The sequence below is a fragment of the Chryseobacterium sp. Leaf404 genome (assembly GCF_001424145.1).
GTDB lineage: Bacteria > Bacteroidota > Bacteroidia > Flavobacteriales > Weeksellaceae > Chryseobacterium.
In genome coordinates, this window is the sequence record NZ_LMQM01000001.1 from 562,391 (window position 1) to 578,626 (window position 16,236).

Annotated in this window: 17 protein-coding genes and 1 pseudogene; 7 read left to right on the forward strand and 11 right to left on the reverse strand. The window is 36.2% G+C overall.

Going from position 1 to position 16,236, the window contains the following annotated elements; all coding sequences use genetic code 11:
* Positions 1-37: 37 nt before the first annotated feature.
* Together ASG31_RS02650 and ASG31_RS02655 are read right to left on the reverse strand one after the other, a co-directional pair.
* Entirely contained in the window at positions 38-565 is a 528-nt protein-coding gene (locus ASG31_RS02650) for an RNA methyltransferase (RefSeq protein ID WP_056027612.1), read from the reverse strand.
* Between the two features lie 135 nt (positions 566-700).
* The gene (locus ASG31_RS02655; protein ID WP_056027614.1) at positions 701-1,582 is read right to left on the reverse strand and encodes a bestrophin family protein; all 882 of its coding nucleotides are present in this window, start codon (positions 1,580-1,582) and stop codon (positions 701-703) included.
* Positions 1,583-1,762: 180 nt separating this feature from the next.
* Between ASG31_RS02655 and ASG31_RS02660 the strand changes: the two genes are divergently transcribed.
* Both ASG31_RS02660 and mutS read left to right on the forward strand, forming a co-directional pair.
* The gene (locus ASG31_RS02660; protein ID WP_231433706.1) at positions 1,763-2,056 is read left to right on the forward strand and encodes a hypothetical protein; all 294 of its coding nucleotides are present in this window, start codon (positions 1,763-1,765) and stop codon (positions 2,054-2,056) included.
* Positions 2,057-2,254: 198 nt separating this feature from the next.
* A complete protein-coding gene (gene mutS, locus ASG31_RS02665) occupies positions 2,255-4,843 on the forward strand; it encodes a DNA mismatch repair protein MutS (RefSeq protein ID WP_056027618.1) in 2,589 nt (862 codons plus the stop codon).
* A gap of 85 nt (positions 4,844-4,928) precedes the next feature.
* Here the strand turns inward: mutS and ASG31_RS02670 are convergent, their stop codons facing one another.
* From ASG31_RS02670 to ASG31_RS02680, 4 genes are all read right to left on the reverse strand, one after another.
* On the reverse strand, positions 4,929-5,222 hold the full coding sequence (locus ASG31_RS02670) for an energy transducer TonB (RefSeq protein ID WP_056027620.1): 294 nt from the start codon (positions 5,220-5,222) through the stop codon (positions 4,929-4,931).
* Positions 5,223-5,375 carry a hypothetical protein gene (locus ASG31_RS18490; RefSeq protein ID WP_157844430.1) on the reverse strand — a complete coding sequence of 51 codons (153 nt, stop codon included), beginning with the start codon at positions 5,373-5,375 and terminating at the stop codon, positions 5,223-5,225. It lies immediately after the preceding gene.
* A 22-nt stretch (positions 5,376-5,397) separates the two neighbouring features.
* The gene (locus ASG31_RS02675; RefSeq protein WP_056027622.1) at positions 5,398-6,117 is read right to left on the reverse strand and encodes a hypothetical protein; all 720 of its coding nucleotides are present in this window, start codon (positions 6,115-6,117) and stop codon (positions 5,398-5,400) included.
* Positions 6,118-6,209: 92 nt separating this feature from the next.
* The gene (locus ASG31_RS02680) at positions 6,210-6,677 is read right to left on the reverse strand and encodes a hypothetical protein (protein WP_056027625.1); all 468 of its coding nucleotides are present in this window, start codon (positions 6,675-6,677) and stop codon (positions 6,210-6,212) included.
* Positions 6,678-6,825: 148 nt separating this feature from the next.
* Here ASG31_RS02680 and ASG31_RS02685 point away from each other — a divergent pair, with 148 nt between their 5' ends.
* On the forward strand, positions 6,826-7,212 hold the full coding sequence (locus ASG31_RS02685) for a DUF2809 domain-containing protein (protein ID WP_056028057.1): 387 nt from the start codon (positions 6,826-6,828) through the stop codon (positions 7,210-7,212).
* A gap of 249 nt (positions 7,213-7,461) precedes the next feature.
* Here ASG31_RS02685 and ASG31_RS02690 read toward each other — a convergent pair whose 3' ends face one another.
* From ASG31_RS02690 to ASG31_RS02705, 4 genes are read right to left on the reverse strand one after another with little or no spacing between them, the layout of a single operon-like run.
* Positions 7,462-8,379: a YARHG domain-containing protein gene (locus ASG31_RS02690; RefSeq protein ID WP_056027627.1), complete on the reverse strand. Its 918-nt coding sequence runs from the start codon at positions 8,377-8,379 to the stop codon at positions 7,462-7,464.
* Entirely contained in the window at positions 8,376-9,014 is a 639-nt protein-coding gene (locus ASG31_RS02695; protein ID WP_056027629.1) for a DUF2306 domain-containing protein, read from the reverse strand. The genes ASG31_RS02690 and ASG31_RS02695 overlap by 4 nt, the downstream gene beginning before the upstream one ends.
* A 12-nt stretch (positions 9,015-9,026) precedes the next feature.
* Positions 9,027-9,440 carry a hypothetical protein gene (locus ASG31_RS02700; protein ID WP_056027631.1) on the reverse strand — a complete coding sequence of 138 codons (414 nt, stop codon included), beginning with the start codon at positions 9,438-9,440 and terminating at the stop codon, positions 9,027-9,029.
* Between the two features lie 6 nt (positions 9,441-9,446).
* On the reverse strand, positions 9,447-10,652 hold the full coding sequence (locus ASG31_RS02705) for an NAD(P)/FAD-dependent oxidoreductase (RefSeq protein ID WP_056027633.1): 1,206 nt from the start codon (positions 10,650-10,652) through the stop codon (positions 9,447-9,449).
* A gap of 284 nt (positions 10,653-10,936) precedes the next feature.
* Between ASG31_RS02705 and ASG31_RS02710 the strand changes: the two genes are divergently transcribed.
* From ASG31_RS02710 to ASG31_RS19145, 3 genes and pseudogenes are all read left to right on the forward strand, one after another.
* Positions 10,937-11,431, forward strand: coding sequence for an acyl-CoA thioesterase (locus ASG31_RS02710; protein ID WP_056027634.1), 495 nt, complete (start codon positions 10,937-10,939; stop codon positions 11,429-11,431).
* 85 nt (positions 11,432-11,516) lie between these two features.
* The gene (gene thiL, locus ASG31_RS02715) at positions 11,517-12,581 is read left to right on the forward strand and encodes a thiamine-phosphate kinase (RefSeq protein WP_056027636.1); all 1,065 of its coding nucleotides are present in this window, start codon (positions 11,517-11,519) and stop codon (positions 12,579-12,581) included.
* 67 nt (positions 12,582-12,648) lie between these two features.
* Positions 12,649-12,921, forward strand: a pseudogene (locus tag ASG31_RS19145) (CPCC family cysteine-rich protein).
* 36 nt (positions 12,922-12,957) lie between these two features.
* Here ASG31_RS19145 and ASG31_RS02720 read toward each other — a convergent pair.
* Entirely contained in the window at positions 12,958-15,087 is a 2,130-nt protein-coding gene (locus ASG31_RS02720; RefSeq protein ID WP_056027639.1) for a carboxy terminal-processing peptidase, read from the reverse strand.
* 239 nt (positions 15,088-15,326) lie between these two features.
* Here ASG31_RS02720 and surE point away from each other — a divergent pair, with 239 nt between their 5' ends.
* Complete coding sequence (gene surE, locus ASG31_RS02725; RefSeq protein ID WP_056027641.1) at positions 15,327-16,094, forward strand: 5'/3'-nucleotidase SurE; 768 nt, start codon at positions 15,327-15,329, stop codon at positions 16,092-16,094.
* Positions 16,095-16,236 lie beyond the last annotated feature (142 nt).

A 16,236-nucleotide genomic window follows, 5' to 3' on the forward strand; every position in this document is an offset into this window, starting at 1 on the left:
AATTATCCTTGATTAAATTAATTTACTCAAAACAGGTTTAAAATACTTTCGCAAACTCCCACATCACGATCCCGCCACAGACACTTACATTTAAAGAATGTTTTGTCCCGAGTTGCGGAATTTCAATGAAAGAATCAATATTCTGAAGCGCTTCATCGCTGATTCCTTCTACTTCATTTCCTAAAATAACGGCGTACTTTTTTGTTTTATCAATGGTAAAATCAGTAATCATCGTGCTGTTGGTGGTCTGCTCTATTCCTACCACTTCAAAACCCTGACTTTTTAAATCACTAATTGTAACATTAATATCTGCTTCATGTGACCAATCAACGCTCTCGGTTGCACCCAAAGCCGCTTTGTGGATTTCGCGGTGCGGCGGCTGAGGAGTTATTCCGCATAAAATAATTTTCTGAACCAAAAACGCATCTGCCGTTCTGAAAGTTGCACCCACATTATGCATACTTCTGATATTATCCAAAACCACCACCAACGGAATTTTATCAACCTTTTTAAAAGTTTCTACATCAATTCTGTTGAGTTCTTCCAGTTTTAATTTATTGACCAAAATAATCTGTTTATTTCTTATTAGTATTTACGAATTCTTCTTTCTGAATGGATTTTAAATTCTATTTCAAATTTTAATTCTGAAAACCTGTGCGATCTGTGAGCAATAATTCTCGCACGTATACCGCAGATTCATTTACTTTTGCAAGCCCATGATCTGATGCACGTTTCTCTCAATATTCTGCGCAATCGTCTCCATCGGAATATCATTTTCATCATTATTAAAAGGATCTTCGATTTCCTCAGCGATTAATTCCAGACTCATCAATACGTAATATACAAAAACCGTCAGCGGAATCATAAATAATCCGAGATTGATCACGTACGCAATCGGCAGAGCCAAAACATACAAAATGATGAATTTCTTAATAAATGACGAGTAAGAATAAGGGATTGGTGTGTTTTTAATTCTTTCACAACCGCCACAGACATCCAAAAAACCGGAAATCTGAGTGTCTAAATACAACATTTCAATATCAGAAATTTTCCCTTCTTTTTTAAGTTGATATAATTTTTCAGTCAGCTGAATTATCAGATCATTGGGTCCATGATTTCTTAATGAACTTTTGATTTCCGAATAATCCTCATCCAAAGCCAGCCTCGTAGATTCCTGAGACAGATGTTTTGCCAGAAGATGCGGAAAAAACTTGAGATATTTTGAAATCTGGTCAGCAGATTCTCTGTCTTCCGTAAGAATAATGTTGATTTTGATGGCAAAATTTCTGGTATCGTTCACGAGTTTTCCCCAAAGTTTTCTTCCTTCCCACCATCTGTCATACGCCGTATTTGTTCTGAAAACCAAAAGCAGAGACAATACAAATCCTAATAAAGAATGAATCAAACCTACGTTGCTTACTTTTGATTTTGCTGTCAAATGCAGATATTCCACTTCCAGATACTGAATTCCGTAAGAGTATACCGCCATCAGAACCATTGTGGGAAACAAAATTTTCAGCGTATCACTTTTATGTAAGCTGATCAGGATTTTCAGGAAATTTTTGGTGTTGTAAACTCTCATGGGCCGTGTGTCTTGTGCAAAGATAAATTTTTATAATTTTGGATAGATTACAATTTCGGTTATGCTTTTATTTTTAGTCAAAAAAAAACAATCAACAAGATGAAATCACTTTACGTTAGTTTATTTTTCACATTTTCAATTTCTTTTTTCAGCTGCCAGAGTTCTTACACACCTATGAAAATGTATAAGACACTTCCAACACTCACAAAATCAAAGTCTATTTTGCAAAGTGAAATCAATGCATTAATTTCAACTGAAAAGTGTAGATACATAACAAAAAACAGAAATTACGCAGCACCTTTAGGTCTTACTGCAAAAAAAGATTTAAAAAATGCAGCAAAAGGGATTGATGAATGGGTAGAACTGGATAAAGGAAACGCTTATGTACTTAAAAATTACAAATGGATTCCATTTGATGATTATGGTTCTACTCAATTAAATGTAGATTTCGACACCCTTCGCTGTAATGAATAGCCTGCAGCATTCATAAATAATTCCGTTTCGGATTTATGTATTATTTTTAAAGAAAATACATAGAAAAACTGTGAATATATTTAATTTTATTCTCCATCACTCATCATGATCTGCATGATCTGTGGGAAACCAAAATCACCATTTCCCTCCTTCTTTTTTTATTCCTATTTTTACCATCCCAAATTTAAGTAAATCTCAATGGCAAAGGCGACGAAGAAAGAGACCCCGTTAATGACGCAGTACAACACCATCAAGGCGAAATATCCTGATGCGCTGCTGCTTTTCAGAGTGGGTGATTTTTACGAAACTTTCGGACAGGATGCCGTGAGAACTTCTCAAATTTTAGGAATTGTTTTGACGAAAAGAGCCAACGGCGACGGTCATATCGAATTGGCCGGTTTTCCGCATCATTCGGTGGATTCTTATTTGCCTAAATTGGTCAGAGCAGGAATTCGCGTGGCAATCTGCGACCAATTGGAAGACCCGAAAACCGTAAAAGGAATTGTGAAACGTGGCGTAACAGAATTGGTAACGCCCGGAGTGACGTTTAACGATCAGGTTCTGACTTCAAAAAAGAATAATTTCCTGCTTTCTCTTCACAAAGAAAAAGAAAAATACGGAATCGCTTTGGTCGATGTTTCCACCGGAGAGTTTTTGGTGAGTGAAGGAAATTTAGATAAGATTTTACACATCATCAATACATTTGATCCGAGTGAAATCATTTATCAACGAAGCGTACAGATTCCTGAACAATTAAAAAACAGAAATGTTTTTAAATTAGAAGATTGGGCGTATCAATATAACTTTGCCTACGAAAAACTCACGAATCAATTCAGAACCAATTCGTTAAAAGGTTTTGGAGTTGAAGGTTTGCCTTTGGCAATTACCGCTGCAGGAGCGATTTTCGCTTATCTGGTTGAAGATACGCATCATAAATTACTGGCGCACATTACCAAAATTCAGATTATTCCGCAGGAAGATTATCTGATGATGGATCATTTTACGCTGAGAAATCTGGAAATCGTTTATCCAAGCAATCCGAAAGGAAAATCTTTGCTGGATATTATTGATAAAACTTCCACACCAATGGGCGGGAGATTATTGAGAAGAAGAATTATTCTGCCTTTAAAATCTGTTGAAGAAATTGGCCGTCGACTTTCGTTGATTGATTTTTTAAACGAAAATGATCAACTGAAATATGAAATTTCAGAATTATTAAAAGCGATCTCAGATTTAGACCGATTGATGGGAAAACTGGCGGCAGAAAAGATCTGCCCAAAAGAAATGGGCTACCTGCGTCAGAGTTTGATTAATATTCAGAAAATCAAAAGATTGCTTCATCCTCACGCAGATGTTTTGGCTTGGCTGGAACCTTTAAATTCTCTGGATGATTTGATTCAATTGCTTGAAAATTATCTGAATGAAGAACTTCCTGTAAATCTCGCCAAAGGAAATGTGATCAAAAAAAATATTTCCGAAGAACTGGACCATTTAAGAGGTTTACAGAATAAAGGACGAGGTTTTCTGGATGAAATGTGTCACCGCGAAGTAGAGCGAACAGGAATTACAAGCCTTAAAATTGATTTTAATAATGTTTTCGGATATTTTATTGAAGTAAGAAATACGCATAAAGATAAAGTTCCAAGTGACTGGATCAGAAAGCAAACGCTTGTGAACGCTGAACGATACATTACTGAAGAACTGAAAGAATACGAAAGCCAGATTCTTGGTGCTGAAGAAAAAATCAGCGTTCTGGAAAATCAGCTGTACCGGAAAGTGTGTTCGGATACGATGATTTACATAGACAGAATTCAGGAAAATTCAAATATCATTGCCCAGCTTGATGTTGCTGTTGGCCTATCTGAACTGGCGGTTTCTGAAAGTTATACCAAACCTGTTTTGAATGACGGATTTAAAATTGATTTAAAGGAAGCCAGACATCCCATTATCGAAAATGCCCTTCCTTTGGGCGAAAAATACATTCCGAACGACATCTTTTTAGATAAAGATTCCCAGCAGATTATCATGGTAACCGGCCCCAACATGGCGGGTAAATCGGCGATTCTCCGTCAGACCGCAATTGTCTGTCTGATGGCACAAATCGGAAGTTTTGTTCCTGCAAAACACGCTGAAATCGGAGTTTTAGATAAAATCTTCACAAGAGTGGGAGCGAGCGACAATATTTCTGCCGGAGAATCAACTTTTATGGTGGAAATGAATGAAGCGGCCTATATTTTAAATAATATTTCCGACCGAAGTTTGATTTTACTGGATGAAATCGGTCGTGGAACTTCCACTTATGACGGGGTTTCCATTGCGTGGGCGATTGCGGAATATCTGCATCAACATCCAACGCAGGCAAAGACTTTATTTGCAACGCATTATCATGAGTTGAATGAGATGACTGTGAATTTCGAACGGGTTAAAAATTTCCATGTTTCCATTCAGGAAAATAAAGGAAATATTATCTTTTTGAGAAAACTGGTTCAGGGCGGAAGTGAGCACAGCTTTGGTATTCACGTGGCGAAACTCGCAGGAATGCCATCAAAAGTAGTGAACCGGGCTAATGAAATCCTGAAAACCCTTGAAGCAAGCCGTTCGCAGGGCAGTTCGTCAGAAGGTGTAAAAAGGGTGACCGAAGAAAACATGCAGCTTTCTTTTTTCCAGCTTGATGATCCGGTTCTGGAAAACATCAGGGAAGAACTCACGAAAATTGATATCAATACTTTGACACCCATCGAGGCTTTGATGAAGCTGAATTCTATTAAGAAAATGATTGGAAAGTAGTTGGAGCTGGAGTGTTTGAGAGTCAGAAAGTCATTAATAGCAACTCATTATAATATTTTATTGATAAAGCTTCCAAAAATCACACTTACTTTACACTTATTGTCAATGGGATCTGCACCCTGCTTCTCACATTTTGACCTTTATACTGACCTGCTTTCCATTTGGTTTTGATACTTCTGGTTGCTCTGTACACCTCTCTGTTGAAATCTTCATTTGCACCCGCAGCTTTTACACCCGTAATGCTGCCATCTCTTTCAACGGTAAATGAAATAATGCTTTTAAAAAGATTCTCACCACCTTCTGTTTTAAAAGTTTCGATGTCAGCATTTTCTTTAATCTGAGTTTCGAAAGCCGCTATTCCGCCAGGATACACAGGCATTTAATCCGGTCTGTCGTAGATTTTTGTTACGTCTGCTTTCAGATGTGGCGTGGACGTTGATGGTGGTGGAACAGCAAGGCTGTAATCAGGGGTATTCTGCGCGAAAGCAAAAGAGCTGATTGAGAGACTTAATATAAAAAATATCGTTTTCATTTTTAATCGTTTTTCAAAATTATTAAAATTTTACCGGAAATCTGAATCTTACGTTCTGACCTTCCACCTTTGCCGGAAACCATTTTACCGACTGTTTTTGTACGGCTTCTTTGATCGCTTCATTTTTGCGTTGGTCATCACCATAAATTTTCACATCAGATAAAGTGCCGTCTGTTTCTATGATAAAATCTGCAGTAAAAGTATAGCCTTCAATAAAAACCCCTCCCTCATTTAAAATCAGTTTCTTAAAACTTTCCAGTCCTTTTGGATAATAAGGCAGCTGTTCTACGGTCTGATACAGTTTTTTCGTATCCATCTTTTTTCTGCCAAACAGTTTTTCAGGGTTACCAGTTCCTCTTGGAACAACAGATTTTGAAACAGAAGTTGCTACATGATATCCTACCAGTTTACCTTCGTTTTCGGCGGCTTTCCATTTGATGTTTATGGTTTTAAAGGCGCGCAGCACCTCAGCATTAAAACCTTTATCATCACCTGAGGATTTTATGGCAGACATGCTTCCGTCTTTTTCTATGATAAATTCAACATTAGTAAAATAATCTCTGTCTGAAGCCAGTTTTGAAAAATTTATGTTATCAAATAAGTCTTTCTTAAAACTTGATTTTCCTATATATTGAGGCACCACATCGGCCTGCTCAAATGGATCTCCGTTTCCAAATATTTTTTCCTGTCCACAGGTAAATCCGAAAACGATAAGGGTGCAAAAAAGTAAAATATTTTTCATTTTTCTAAAAGACTAAAATAATCATTCTCGAAACAGCAATAAAAAAATCGGCCTAAAAAATTTTTAAGCCGAATTAGATTTTAATATATAGTTTACCATTTTCTCAAACCAATGGGAATATAGAAAATATAACGTACCGGTTTACCCCCTGTTTTGGCAGGTTTCCAGCGCTCGAAAACCTTTCTTACGGCTTCTTCGCCTGCTGCTGCGTGTTTTTTGTTTTTGCTGATGGCAGCGTATTTCCGTACGTAGCCGTCTTTTTCTACAATCACGTAAATGGTAGTGCTGAACTGCTCTTTATTTTTGATGTCAATAATCGGCATATTTTCTGAGACTTTGTAGAGATAAGCCTTTTTACCACCAGGATATTCCGGTTCCTGGTCTGCTGTTGTCACTACATCTTTCAAATCCAGCTTTTTTGAAAGCTCTGCATAATCTGGCAGTTCTTCTACAGATTTTGCCCCTTGCGGCTTTACTTCAGCATCGGTTTTTGGCTTAGCCTGTGCGCTCATCATCACGGGTACAGAAGCCAGCATCGCCATCATCATTAATTTTTTCATTCAAAAAACTTTTGTGTGAAATTAAAATATTTAAGAATAACGCTTAAGTATCAAAAAAAGTGCCTAATCCAATATTTGGTGAAATTTCCGTCAACAAAATTGGCTTTATTTTGCCAAATAATTTATGTTTGCAGTAGATAAACATGAAATGAAAATTAAATTTAGTCTCAAGTATCTTTTGCTTACCCTGCTCCTTTTTGGCATTGAAGTTTTAATTGCTACAGTGTTTAAAAACAATTTCTTCATAAGAGCCTACCTTGGCGATGTGATTGTGGTAATGCTGCTCTACACTTTTGTAAGAACTTTTCTAAAAATAAACAGCATCAGACTGATATCCGGAATTTTCATTTTTTCCTGTATTGTAGAGTTTGCACAGTATTTTAATATCGCCGAAAAATTAGGTTTCCAAAAAGGAAGCCTGATGTATATTGTCGTCGGAAACTCATTCTCCTGGATTGATATTTTGTGTTATGCAATCGGATGTCTGCTTCTTTTTGTTCCGGTTTACCTGAACAGAAATACCATGAGATTCTGAAAAACCGTTATCATAAGCATCAAAACACCACCCACAACAATGGATCCTACAAGACCATAAAGCCAGAAGATTAAATATTTCTTTACTTAATCGTCTTCTATTACCTTTATTTTCCAAACTGATGTGATGATAAATCCTAAAAATATCTGAAAAAAGTATAACTATCGGTAAAAAAAGTAAAATTGCAAAATCGCCCAATTTCCCCATGAATAAAGATTTTATTTATTTAAAAATCTGATTTGAAAACAATTATCTTCCAAACTGATCATATTTGTCTTCGGCATATTTGATGAAGCGGTTCAGAAGGGTTACATTTTCTTTTTCCATTTTCGAAAGCTGATTATCCACATTGTTTGAAACCGGAATATACCAGTCTGTCTGCTCAAAAAAGTATCTGTAGGTAGGTTTTTTGAAAGCATAACCGTGTCTTGCGAAAACTGCATTTTTAATGATTTCCATATCAAGTTTTCTGAGATTTTTCAAATCTTTCTCAGCAAGCTTCTGCTTTGAAGCATTTATTTTGAAAACGGCATCAGAGGCAAATCTGTTTTTTGAAGTGGTGTAGGATTCGGTTTTACCATCATCATCGGTATATTTTTCCTTGAAATTCCGTGGATTTTCCCAATCGATGAGATCAGAATCTTCATTAAGCATAAAATTGGGATTATAGACAAATTCTTTCTTTGCCAGCTTTAGATTTTTCACAGGAATATTTACGCCCGTCTTTTTGTATGCCGCCCAGCTTCCCGACATTGAATCTTTATAGATTTTTATTTCAAACCTTCCATCGGATTTATCATCGCCCGGCTCATCAAGTATAAATGAATTTCCAGCTTCATTGAAAACACCTCTGAAAGGCCTTTGGTTCCCGTTCACAATGCTTTGCCCGTACACAGAATCCTTGGTAATTCTGTTGATTTTCAGCGACAGCTTTTTATAATCTGTCCCTTCATAAGATTCCTGAGTTTCGCTGTCGAAGATTTTCCCTTTGCCAAAAAAATCGCCTGTGTAAATGCCATAAAGTTCCTTATGAATTTCAGGAATTACCACAGAATCTTTCTTTTCTGAAACACTGTCGTTAGGTTTTTCTGTTGCTTCTTTTTCTTTTTTACAACTCACCAAAATGGCAACTGAAAAGGCAAGAAGCGATAATTTTAAAATTTTCATATCTGTTTTTTTCTGATTAAATATTCGATTAAAATAATATTCGGAACCCAGCCGAGCCATGCTACAACTTCGTAAACATCCATTGGGTCTGGGTGAAATAAATATACAATAATTACTTTCCAGATCCTTAAAGTAAGCGCAGAAATTGAAAGGGCAAAACTCCGCCACATCCACTGTTTATGTTCTTTAAATTTTTTCTGTCGGGCTAACTGATAAGCTTTACAAGTGGTAAACCACCACAGACAGCCCAGAATAACAAATGATGTTTTGGCAAAAAAATCACCATTGGCAAAAATACCCATGTAAATTCCGGAAGGTGCCGCAAGGAAGAGAATCAGAAAAATATAAATTTTTCCGGCGTTCCTGTGAAAGTTTTTTAAGCCGAAATCTATTCTGATAATGGCTAAAAACCCTGCCAGTAAAACAAAAATGCTGGTATAAACATGAGTGTAGAAAAACCAGAGATATTCAGGTCTTCCTTCCACTTCGGTCTGTTTGATCATCAGGAAACTTACATCAGTTTTAAGGGGAACATATTCTAAAGTGATTTTCAGCATGAGCCAAAAGAAATATGCAAAACCGACGATGAGAAGGGTTTTTGTAAAGATTGGGATGTTTTTTTTAAGGGAAAGCATCTTGGGTCAGATCTACTCAAATCTCATATTTAAAGGCATTTTATATTGAGATTTTACGTCTACGTTATTTATTTTTGCAGGAATCCATTTTGTATTTTTTAACGACAAAAAAGCCCTTCTCGTCTCACTGTTAAAAACAGCATCTTCTCCAACAGCCTTTACATTATCCACTTTCCCATTCTCTAAAATTACAAAGGTAAGTTCGCAATTCACCTCACCTTTTCCGTTTAAAGCAGTTGCATCGAAATTTTGCGCAAATGCCTGACGAAATTTCCCAATTCCTCCAGGAAATTCGGCAGGTTGATCTGTTGTTTTATAAATGCTGTCTTTCGAAAGTATCCGTTCAGGCTTTGAAACCTGAGATTCTTGGGAGAAAGCTAATGAAAACATTAAAATTGATAAAAGTTGCCATGTTTTGTTCATCATAATATTTTAGTTTAAATTATTTAAATCATGAGAAATCAGCCATGCTTCACTCCAGCACGCCTGAAAATTAAATCCTCCCGTCACGGCGTCGATATTTAAAACTTCTCCGGCGATATAGAAATTAGGCAAAATCTTTGAAGACATATTTTTAAAGTTAATTTCCTTTAAATCAACACCTCCGGCGGTTACAAACTCGTCTTTGAAAGTGGATTTTCCTGTCACGTTGAATTTCTTTTTACATAAATTGTCAATAATAGTCTGCATTTCTTTTCCTGAAATTTGTGCAACCTGTTTGTTAACATTTACATTTGAAACTTCCAGAATTCTCTGCCAGAAACGGTTTGTTACCTCAAAAATTTTTGATGAGCCGATTGTTTTCTTCGGATTGGATTGTTTAAAATTAAGAAATAATTCCTCTGCCTCATCAAGATCTTTTGAAATAAAATTCACCTCAATTTCGAAATTATATTTCACTTTTGCCAGATTGATAGCTTCCCACGCGGAAATCTTCAAAATCGCTGGCCCCGAGAGTCCCCAGTGTGTAATTAAAAGTGGTCCGCTTTCTTCGGTTTTCAGCTTTGGAATTGAAGTTTCTGCCATTTCGAAACTCGTTCCCAAAAGGTCTTTCAATAAATCATCTTTGATATTAAAAGTAAACAGTGACGGAACAAGATCAATAATTTTATGCCCTAAATTCTCAATCATCTTTAAAGATTTCGGCGAACTTCCGGTAGAATACACCACAAAATCGGCTTCAAAATCTCCTAAACTGGTTTTAACCAAATATTTTTCATTCAGCTTTTCAATTTCCTTAACGGAACATTTTGTTTTTACCTCTACATTTTTCTTCTGGATTTCATTTAAAAAACTGTTGATAATTGTCTGCGAAGAATTGCTTTCCGGAAAAACACGGTTGTCATTTTCTATCTTTAATGGAATACTTCGTTTTTCAAACCAATCCATCGTATCACCGGGCTGAAATTTGGTGAAAACACTCAGCAATTCTTTGTTGCCACGTGGATAAAACTGAACCAGTTCTTTTGGATCAAAACAGGCATGGGTAACGTTGCAGCGACCACCGCCCGAGATTTTAACTTTCTGAAGAACATCAGAATTCTGCTCTAGAATCGTGATTTTATATTTGCTTCCGTCAAGATTGGCTGCGCAGAAAAAGCCTGCCGCACCACCTCCGATAATGATTATTTGCTTCATAGTTTTGAATTGACCACAAAAGTCAAAAAAGCTATTTGTTTTTTTAATTTTTTTAAAAGGTCAAAAAAAGGTTCTTCTTATTCTGTTTTCTCAAAAAAATTTAAAAGCTTTATGTAAAGGATTATTTCTGCAAAACTACAATTTTTATAAACCATCTTATTTGAGTAATTTTGTGACAATAAATCAACTGCTCGGGCACAATCCTTTTTTGAACTTTTATGAGCTGAATTTTAGCTCTATGTGATGTTAATCTTTGTGACTTTTGTGGTTTAAAATAAATTTAAATGACTTTCTATCATACTTTTGAAGTTCGCTGGAGCGATCTTGACGCCAATAAACACCTTGCTAACTCATCTTACGTACAGTATTGCGCGCAAACGAGAATGGCTTTTATGAAAAAAGAAAAAATGGGTGTTACCCAAATGAGCCGTTGGGGAATTGGTCCTGTGATCATGCACGAAAGATTTTCTTTCTTCAAAGAAATTTTTGCCGATCAAAAAGTGATTGTAAGTCTTGAAATCGACGGATGTGCGGAAGACGCGGCGATTTACCGTTTTGTACACAAATTTTATCTTCCTGACGGTTCACACTGTGCAACCTCAGAAGCCACCGGAGTCTGGATCGACACGATGCTCAGAAAAATGACAACTCCACCGGACGATGTAGTTGAAGCGATGAATAAATACAAAACCTCGGACACCATTTTGATGACGAAAGAAGATTTCAAAAAGCTACCTTTCCGTCCGGAGAATATTGACCCCGCAATTTTTAATAAATAAATGATCGTTGATAAATAATGATTGATACTGTAGAACGTTTTCAAAATCATTTATCAATAATCAACCATCAATTATATAAAAAGATATGTTTGAAGATAAAGAACCAGAATTAACGCCCATTTCCAAGTTAGGAGAATTTGGGTTGATAAAACACCTTACACAGTTTTTCCCGATCGTCAACGATTCTACGGAACTCGGCGTTGGTGATGATGCTGCCGTGATCAATCCACACGGTAAAAAAGTGGTCTTAACGACTGATGTTTTGGCGGAAGGAGTACATTTTAATCTTGGATATGTTCCGTTAAAACATTTGGGTTATAAAGCTGTTGTTGTCAACCTGAGCGACATTGCTGCAATGAATGCAACACCTGCGCAGATTTTGGTTTCATTAGCTGTTTCAAACCGTTTTCCGGTAGAAGCTCTGGAAGAATTGTATTCCGGAATTCAGGCGGCGTGTAATCATTATAAAGTTGACTTAATTGGCGGAGATACAACGAGTTCCAACGCTGGTTTAATCATGAGCATTACGGCTGTAGGTATTGAAAATGAAGAAAATATTGTTAAAAGAAGTGGAGCAAAACCTAATGATCTTTTGGTAGTAAGTGGGGATTTGGGAGGCGCTTACATGGGACTTCAGATTCTGGAAAGAGAGCATGCCGTTTTCCTTGCTGATCCTAATATGCAGCCTGAAATGGACGGATTTGATTATATTTTGGAAAGACAGCTGAAGCCTGAAGCACGAACTGATGTGAAAGCTACTTTGAAACAGCTTGACATCAAACCAACTTCTATGATTGATGTTTCTGATGGGTTGGCATCTGAAATTCTCCATCTTTCAGATCAGTCTAAAGTGGGTTTCAGATTGTATGAAGAGAAAATTCCGATGGATAATTTAACAATTACAACGGCGGATGAATTTAATTTGAATCCTGTAATGACGGCTTTGAGCGGCGGCGAAGATTATGAATTATTGTTCACAATTTCTCCAAATGATTTTGAAAAAATGAAGAACCATCCTGATTTCACTATTATCGGTCATGCCGTTGAAAAAGAGGAAGGAAACTTTATGGTGGCGAGAGGTTCAAACCAGATGGTGGCTTTAACGGCGCAGGGTTGGGATGCTTTTTTGGGCAACCAGCAGAATGATTAGAATTTAATTTTAAATATTGTGAAGCCACTGCATTTTTTGTAGTGGTTTTTTTGTTAATTTTAAGTTTATGGATGAAAATAATAATGATTTAAATGTTCAATGCTGTTGTTGCGGATATTTTTCTTTGAAAGAAAAAGGAACCGCTGAAATTTGCCCCGTCTGTTTTTGGTAAGATGACGGAGAAACTGATTTAGATGTGATAAGTAATCCTAATGTGATGACGCTAAAAGAAGGCAGAAACAATTTTTTTAAATTTGGAGCTCACGATGAACAATTTATTAAAGATGTGGTTAAAAATCCCGAGACAATATTTAAAAAAGAAAATCAACCTACGCACTAAACTAAAAAGCCAGCTCATCAGCTGGCTTTCTACATTTTATACTTTCTTACTCATATCTGCAATGATGTTCATTGCTTCCTGAAGGTAAGTGTCTTTTCGGAGATTCTTTACCCAGATTTCAGACTTCTTTTTGAAGACTTCATCTTTTTTCTCTCTTTCGATTTCGGCTGGATACATATTGAATTTCAAACCGTTATCAAATTTAGTAAGAACTTTGAATTTTTCGATCTGTGCTTTTCTCTGTTTCATCAAATCGTTGAATTTTGTCATGTTCAGAGTAATGGTTTCTTCTTTGTCTAATTTTTCTCTCCACTGTGCAGACTCCATAAGAAGCTGATAATTGGCATTTTTAGCCATTCTTGCATTGCTTGCAGCTTCCAGGGCTTTAACATCGAAATAACTCAGTTTTTCATACTTTGTGGAAGGAATTTTGTCCCAGGCCAGAGCAAAGTCGTCATATCGCTCACCTATTTCTGCATAACTGAAGAAATCATTCATTTTAATATCAGAAACGATTCCTTTTCTCTGATTTGATTCTCCCGTGATTCTGTAGAACTTCTGAATGGTCAGTTTTAAAGATCCAAAATCATCTTCGGTATTTAAAAATCTGTTTAAATCTACAAAAGTCTGTACAGTACCTTTACCAAAAGACTGGGGAGAACCCACAATTACTGCTCTGCCATAATCCTGCATAGCTCCTGCGAGAATTTCTGATGCTGAAGCCGAAAGTTCATTTTGCATAATCACCAAAGGACCAGTCCAGATTGGAGATTCCTGTTTGTTTTTAAGCGTCTGAATTTTTCCGTTGCTGTCTTTCACCTGAACATAAGGACCGGCATTCATAAAGAGTCCCATGATGTCACCCACTTCCGTCAGCGAACCGCCGCCGTTATTTCTAAGGTCGAGAACAATTCCTTCGATATTCTGAGCTTTCAGTTTTACAATTTCATTTTTGATGTCATCAGAAGCGTTTCTTCCTTTGGCATCTTCAAAATCAGCATTAAAGCTTGGCAGATTGATGAATCCGTATTTTTTTCCGTTTGGAGAATTTACGATAATGCTTTTCGCAAAAGTGTCTTCAATAGCTACTTCTTCGCGAATCATCGTTACCTCTTTTACCGTACCGTCTTTTTTCTGAACCGTTAGTGTTACAGGCGTACCTTTTTCACCTCTTATCAAACGTACAGCTTCGTCAGAAAGCATTCCTACGACATTTACGTGATCTTCTTTCGGTTTAGATTTTACTTTTAAAATTTTATCACCTTCAGAAAGCTGTTTTGATTTCCATGCCGGAGCTCCAATTGTAAGTGCGCCCAAATATAAATTTCCTTTTTTCTCCTGAATAATTGCTCCGATACCAATTACTTTTCCGGTGAACTGAGTATCAAAATCTTCTTTATCTTTCGGCGAATAATAGTTTGTGTGCGGATCAAAAACTTCTGTGTAAGAATTCATGTAAACAGAAAACCAATCCATCTTCTTTCTCTTTTTGAATCTCGTAAAGGTTTCTTTCACCAAATCTTTAACTTCATCAGTTGCCTTAGAAATTTTTTGCTGTGGCGTTAAAATTTCAAGTTTAATGGTATCTTTAAGATTGTATTTCTGTACAGAGTCTTTCTTTTCTTTCTGCGCATCATACTTGCTGTTCATAGATTCTACTTCCTGAAGAATATTGTATTTGATGTACTTTCGCCATTCATTGTACTGCTCCTGCTTGTTGGCAGGCACAACTTTATTTTTCGATTCTAAAACCAGTGTTTCATCTTCTTCAAGATTAATAGGTTTGCTGAAGATGTCCTGGGTAATTTTATCGATTTCGTCTACTCTCTGATAAAGTCTGTCGATTGTAAGTTTATAAAACTGCAAATCTCCCTGATTGAGATAGTCATCAAGTTTGGTTTCATGCTTTGCAAATTCTGTCATATCAGATTGCAGGAAATATCTTTTTCCGGGATCAACCATTTCAAAATAATGTTTGTAAACATCTTTTGAGTAGGCATCGTTGATAGGTTTCGGGCTGTAATGAAGATAAGAAAGTGTGTTTTTTACACTCACCATTATCGTCTGCATCTTTTCGTCATCATTTTTCGGTGAATTGAAACAAAACATCAAGCTTGTTAATGGAATGAGGAGTAAAAATTTATTCAGTTTAAAATTTTTCCACATAAATCTTTAAGGTATATTATTATTTTTTAAAAATTGTTTGCCGATTAGTCTATAAAAACCGCTGAGCTGTTACAAACTATCAAAAGTAATACCTTATTTAGAAATATCAAGCAGTTTTAAGCGATTTTTAATTTAAAAAATATGAATATTTAGCACTTCAATTTATTAAACAATCCTTAAATCAAAATTTATTCTGAAGAAACCTTAATTAGTATCTTTGTTAAAATAAAAAAATATATATGGAAAAACCACTTATTCTGGTAACAAATGACGACGGGATCACGGCTCCGGGTATCAGAAATCTTGTAGAATTTATGAACGAAATCGGGGAAGTAATTGTGGTAGCTCCCAATTCTCCCCAAAGCGGAAAAGGTCACGCCATTACTATAAATTCAACTCTAAGCTATGAGGAAGTACATCTTGAAGGGCCTCAGAAAGATTATTCATGCAGCGGAACTCCTGTTGACTGTGTGAAGATGGCTTTAGATAAAATTCTTCCGAGAAGACCTGATATTGTGGTTTCAGGGATTAATCACGGTGCCAATTCTTCAATCAACGTAATTTATTCCGGAACGATGTCTGCAGCTGTGGAAGGTGGTGTAGAAGGATTACCATCGATTGGATTTTCACTTTTAGATTTCAGTTGGGAAGCAGATTTTACGCAGGCTAAAGAATATATTCAGAATATTGTAAGAAAAACTTTGGAAAACCCTATGCCTAAAGGTGTTGTGTTGAATGTGAACATCCCTAAACTATCGAAAGAAGAAATTAAAGGGGTAAAAATCTGCAAACAGGCCAACGCAAAATGGGAAGAAAGTTTTGACGAAAGAATCAATCCGCACGGTAAAAAATATTACTGGTTAACCGGATATTTCAACAATATGGATGAGTCTGAAGATGCTGACGAAACTGCCTTGGCAAACGGATATATCTCGATTGTTCCCGTTAAATTTGATATGACGGCATACGAATATATGAATACGCTGAATGAAGTGATGAAGTTTTAGAATTAAAACACTAATTATCAATAGATTAGCTATTATATTTTTGATCATTTTAAATTAAAAAATTCACTCTAATTAAATAACTGATTACCAATTAGTTACACTTAAAAACTACTATGTCTCCGACATTGATGTCGGAGACATA

What these genes read in the sequence shown, in the direction of transcription:
- ASG31_RS02660 (WP_231433706.1), top strand. Translation starts at nt 1,763, where the DNA reads ATGTATAAGACACTTCCAACACTCACAAAATCAAAGTCTATTTTGCAA.
- surE (WP_056027641.1), top strand. Translation starts at nt 15,327, where the DNA reads ATGGAAAAACCACTTATTCTGGTAACAAATGACGACGGGATCACGGCT.
- ASG31_RS02675 (WP_056027622.1), bottom strand. Translation starts at nt 6,117, where the DNA reads ATGAAAAATATTTTACTTTTTTGCACCCTTATCGTTTTCGGATTTACC.
- mutS (WP_056027618.1), top strand. Translation starts at nt 2,255, where the DNA reads ATGGCAAAGGCGACGAAGAAAGAGACCCCGTTAATGACGCAGTACAAC.
- ASG31_RS02690 (WP_056027627.1), bottom strand. Translation starts at nt 8,379, where the DNA reads ATGAAAATTTTAAAATTATCGCTTCTTGCCTTTTCAGTTGCCATTTTG.
- ASG31_RS02720 (WP_056027639.1), bottom strand. Translation starts at nt 15,087, where the DNA reads ATGTGGAAAAATTTTAAACTGAATAAATTTTTACTCCTCATTCCATTA.
- ASG31_RS02705 (WP_056027633.1), bottom strand. Translation starts at nt 10,652, where the DNA reads ATGAAGCAAATAATCATTATCGGAGGTGGTGCGGCAGGCTTTTTCTGC.
- ASG31_RS02670 (WP_056027620.1), bottom strand. Translation starts at nt 5,222, where the DNA reads ATGCCTGTGTATCCTGGCGGAATAGCGGCTTTCGAAACTCAGATTAAA.
- ASG31_RS02695 (WP_056027629.1), bottom strand. Translation starts at nt 9,014, where the DNA reads ATGCTTTCCCTTAAAAAAAACATCCCAATCTTTACAAAAACCCTTCTC.
- ASG31_RS18490 (WP_157844430.1), bottom strand. Translation starts at nt 5,375, where the DNA reads ATGAAAACGATATTTTTTATATTAAGTCTCTCAATCAGCTCTTTTGCT.
- ASG31_RS02685 (WP_056028057.1), top strand. Translation starts at nt 6,826, where the DNA reads ATGAAAATTAAATTTAGTCTCAAGTATCTTTTGCTTACCCTGCTCCTT.
- ASG31_RS02700 (WP_056027631.1), bottom strand. Translation starts at nt 9,440, where the DNA reads ATGATGAACAAAACATGGCAACTTTTATCAATTTTAATGTTTTCATTA.
- thiL (WP_056027636.1), top strand. Translation starts at nt 11,517, where the DNA reads ATGTTTGAAGATAAAGAACCAGAATTAACGCCCATTTCCAAGTTAGGA.
- ASG31_RS02680 (WP_056027625.1), bottom strand. Translation starts at nt 6,677, where the DNA reads ATGAAAAAATTAATGATGATGGCGATGCTGGCTTCTGTACCCGTGATG.
- ASG31_RS02655 (WP_056027614.1), bottom strand. Translation starts at nt 1,582, where the DNA reads ATGAGAGTTTACAACACCAAAAATTTCCTGAAAATCCTGATCAGCTTA.
- ASG31_RS02710 (WP_056027634.1), top strand. Translation starts at nt 10,937, where the DNA reads ATGACTTTCTATCATACTTTTGAAGTTCGCTGGAGCGATCTTGACGCC.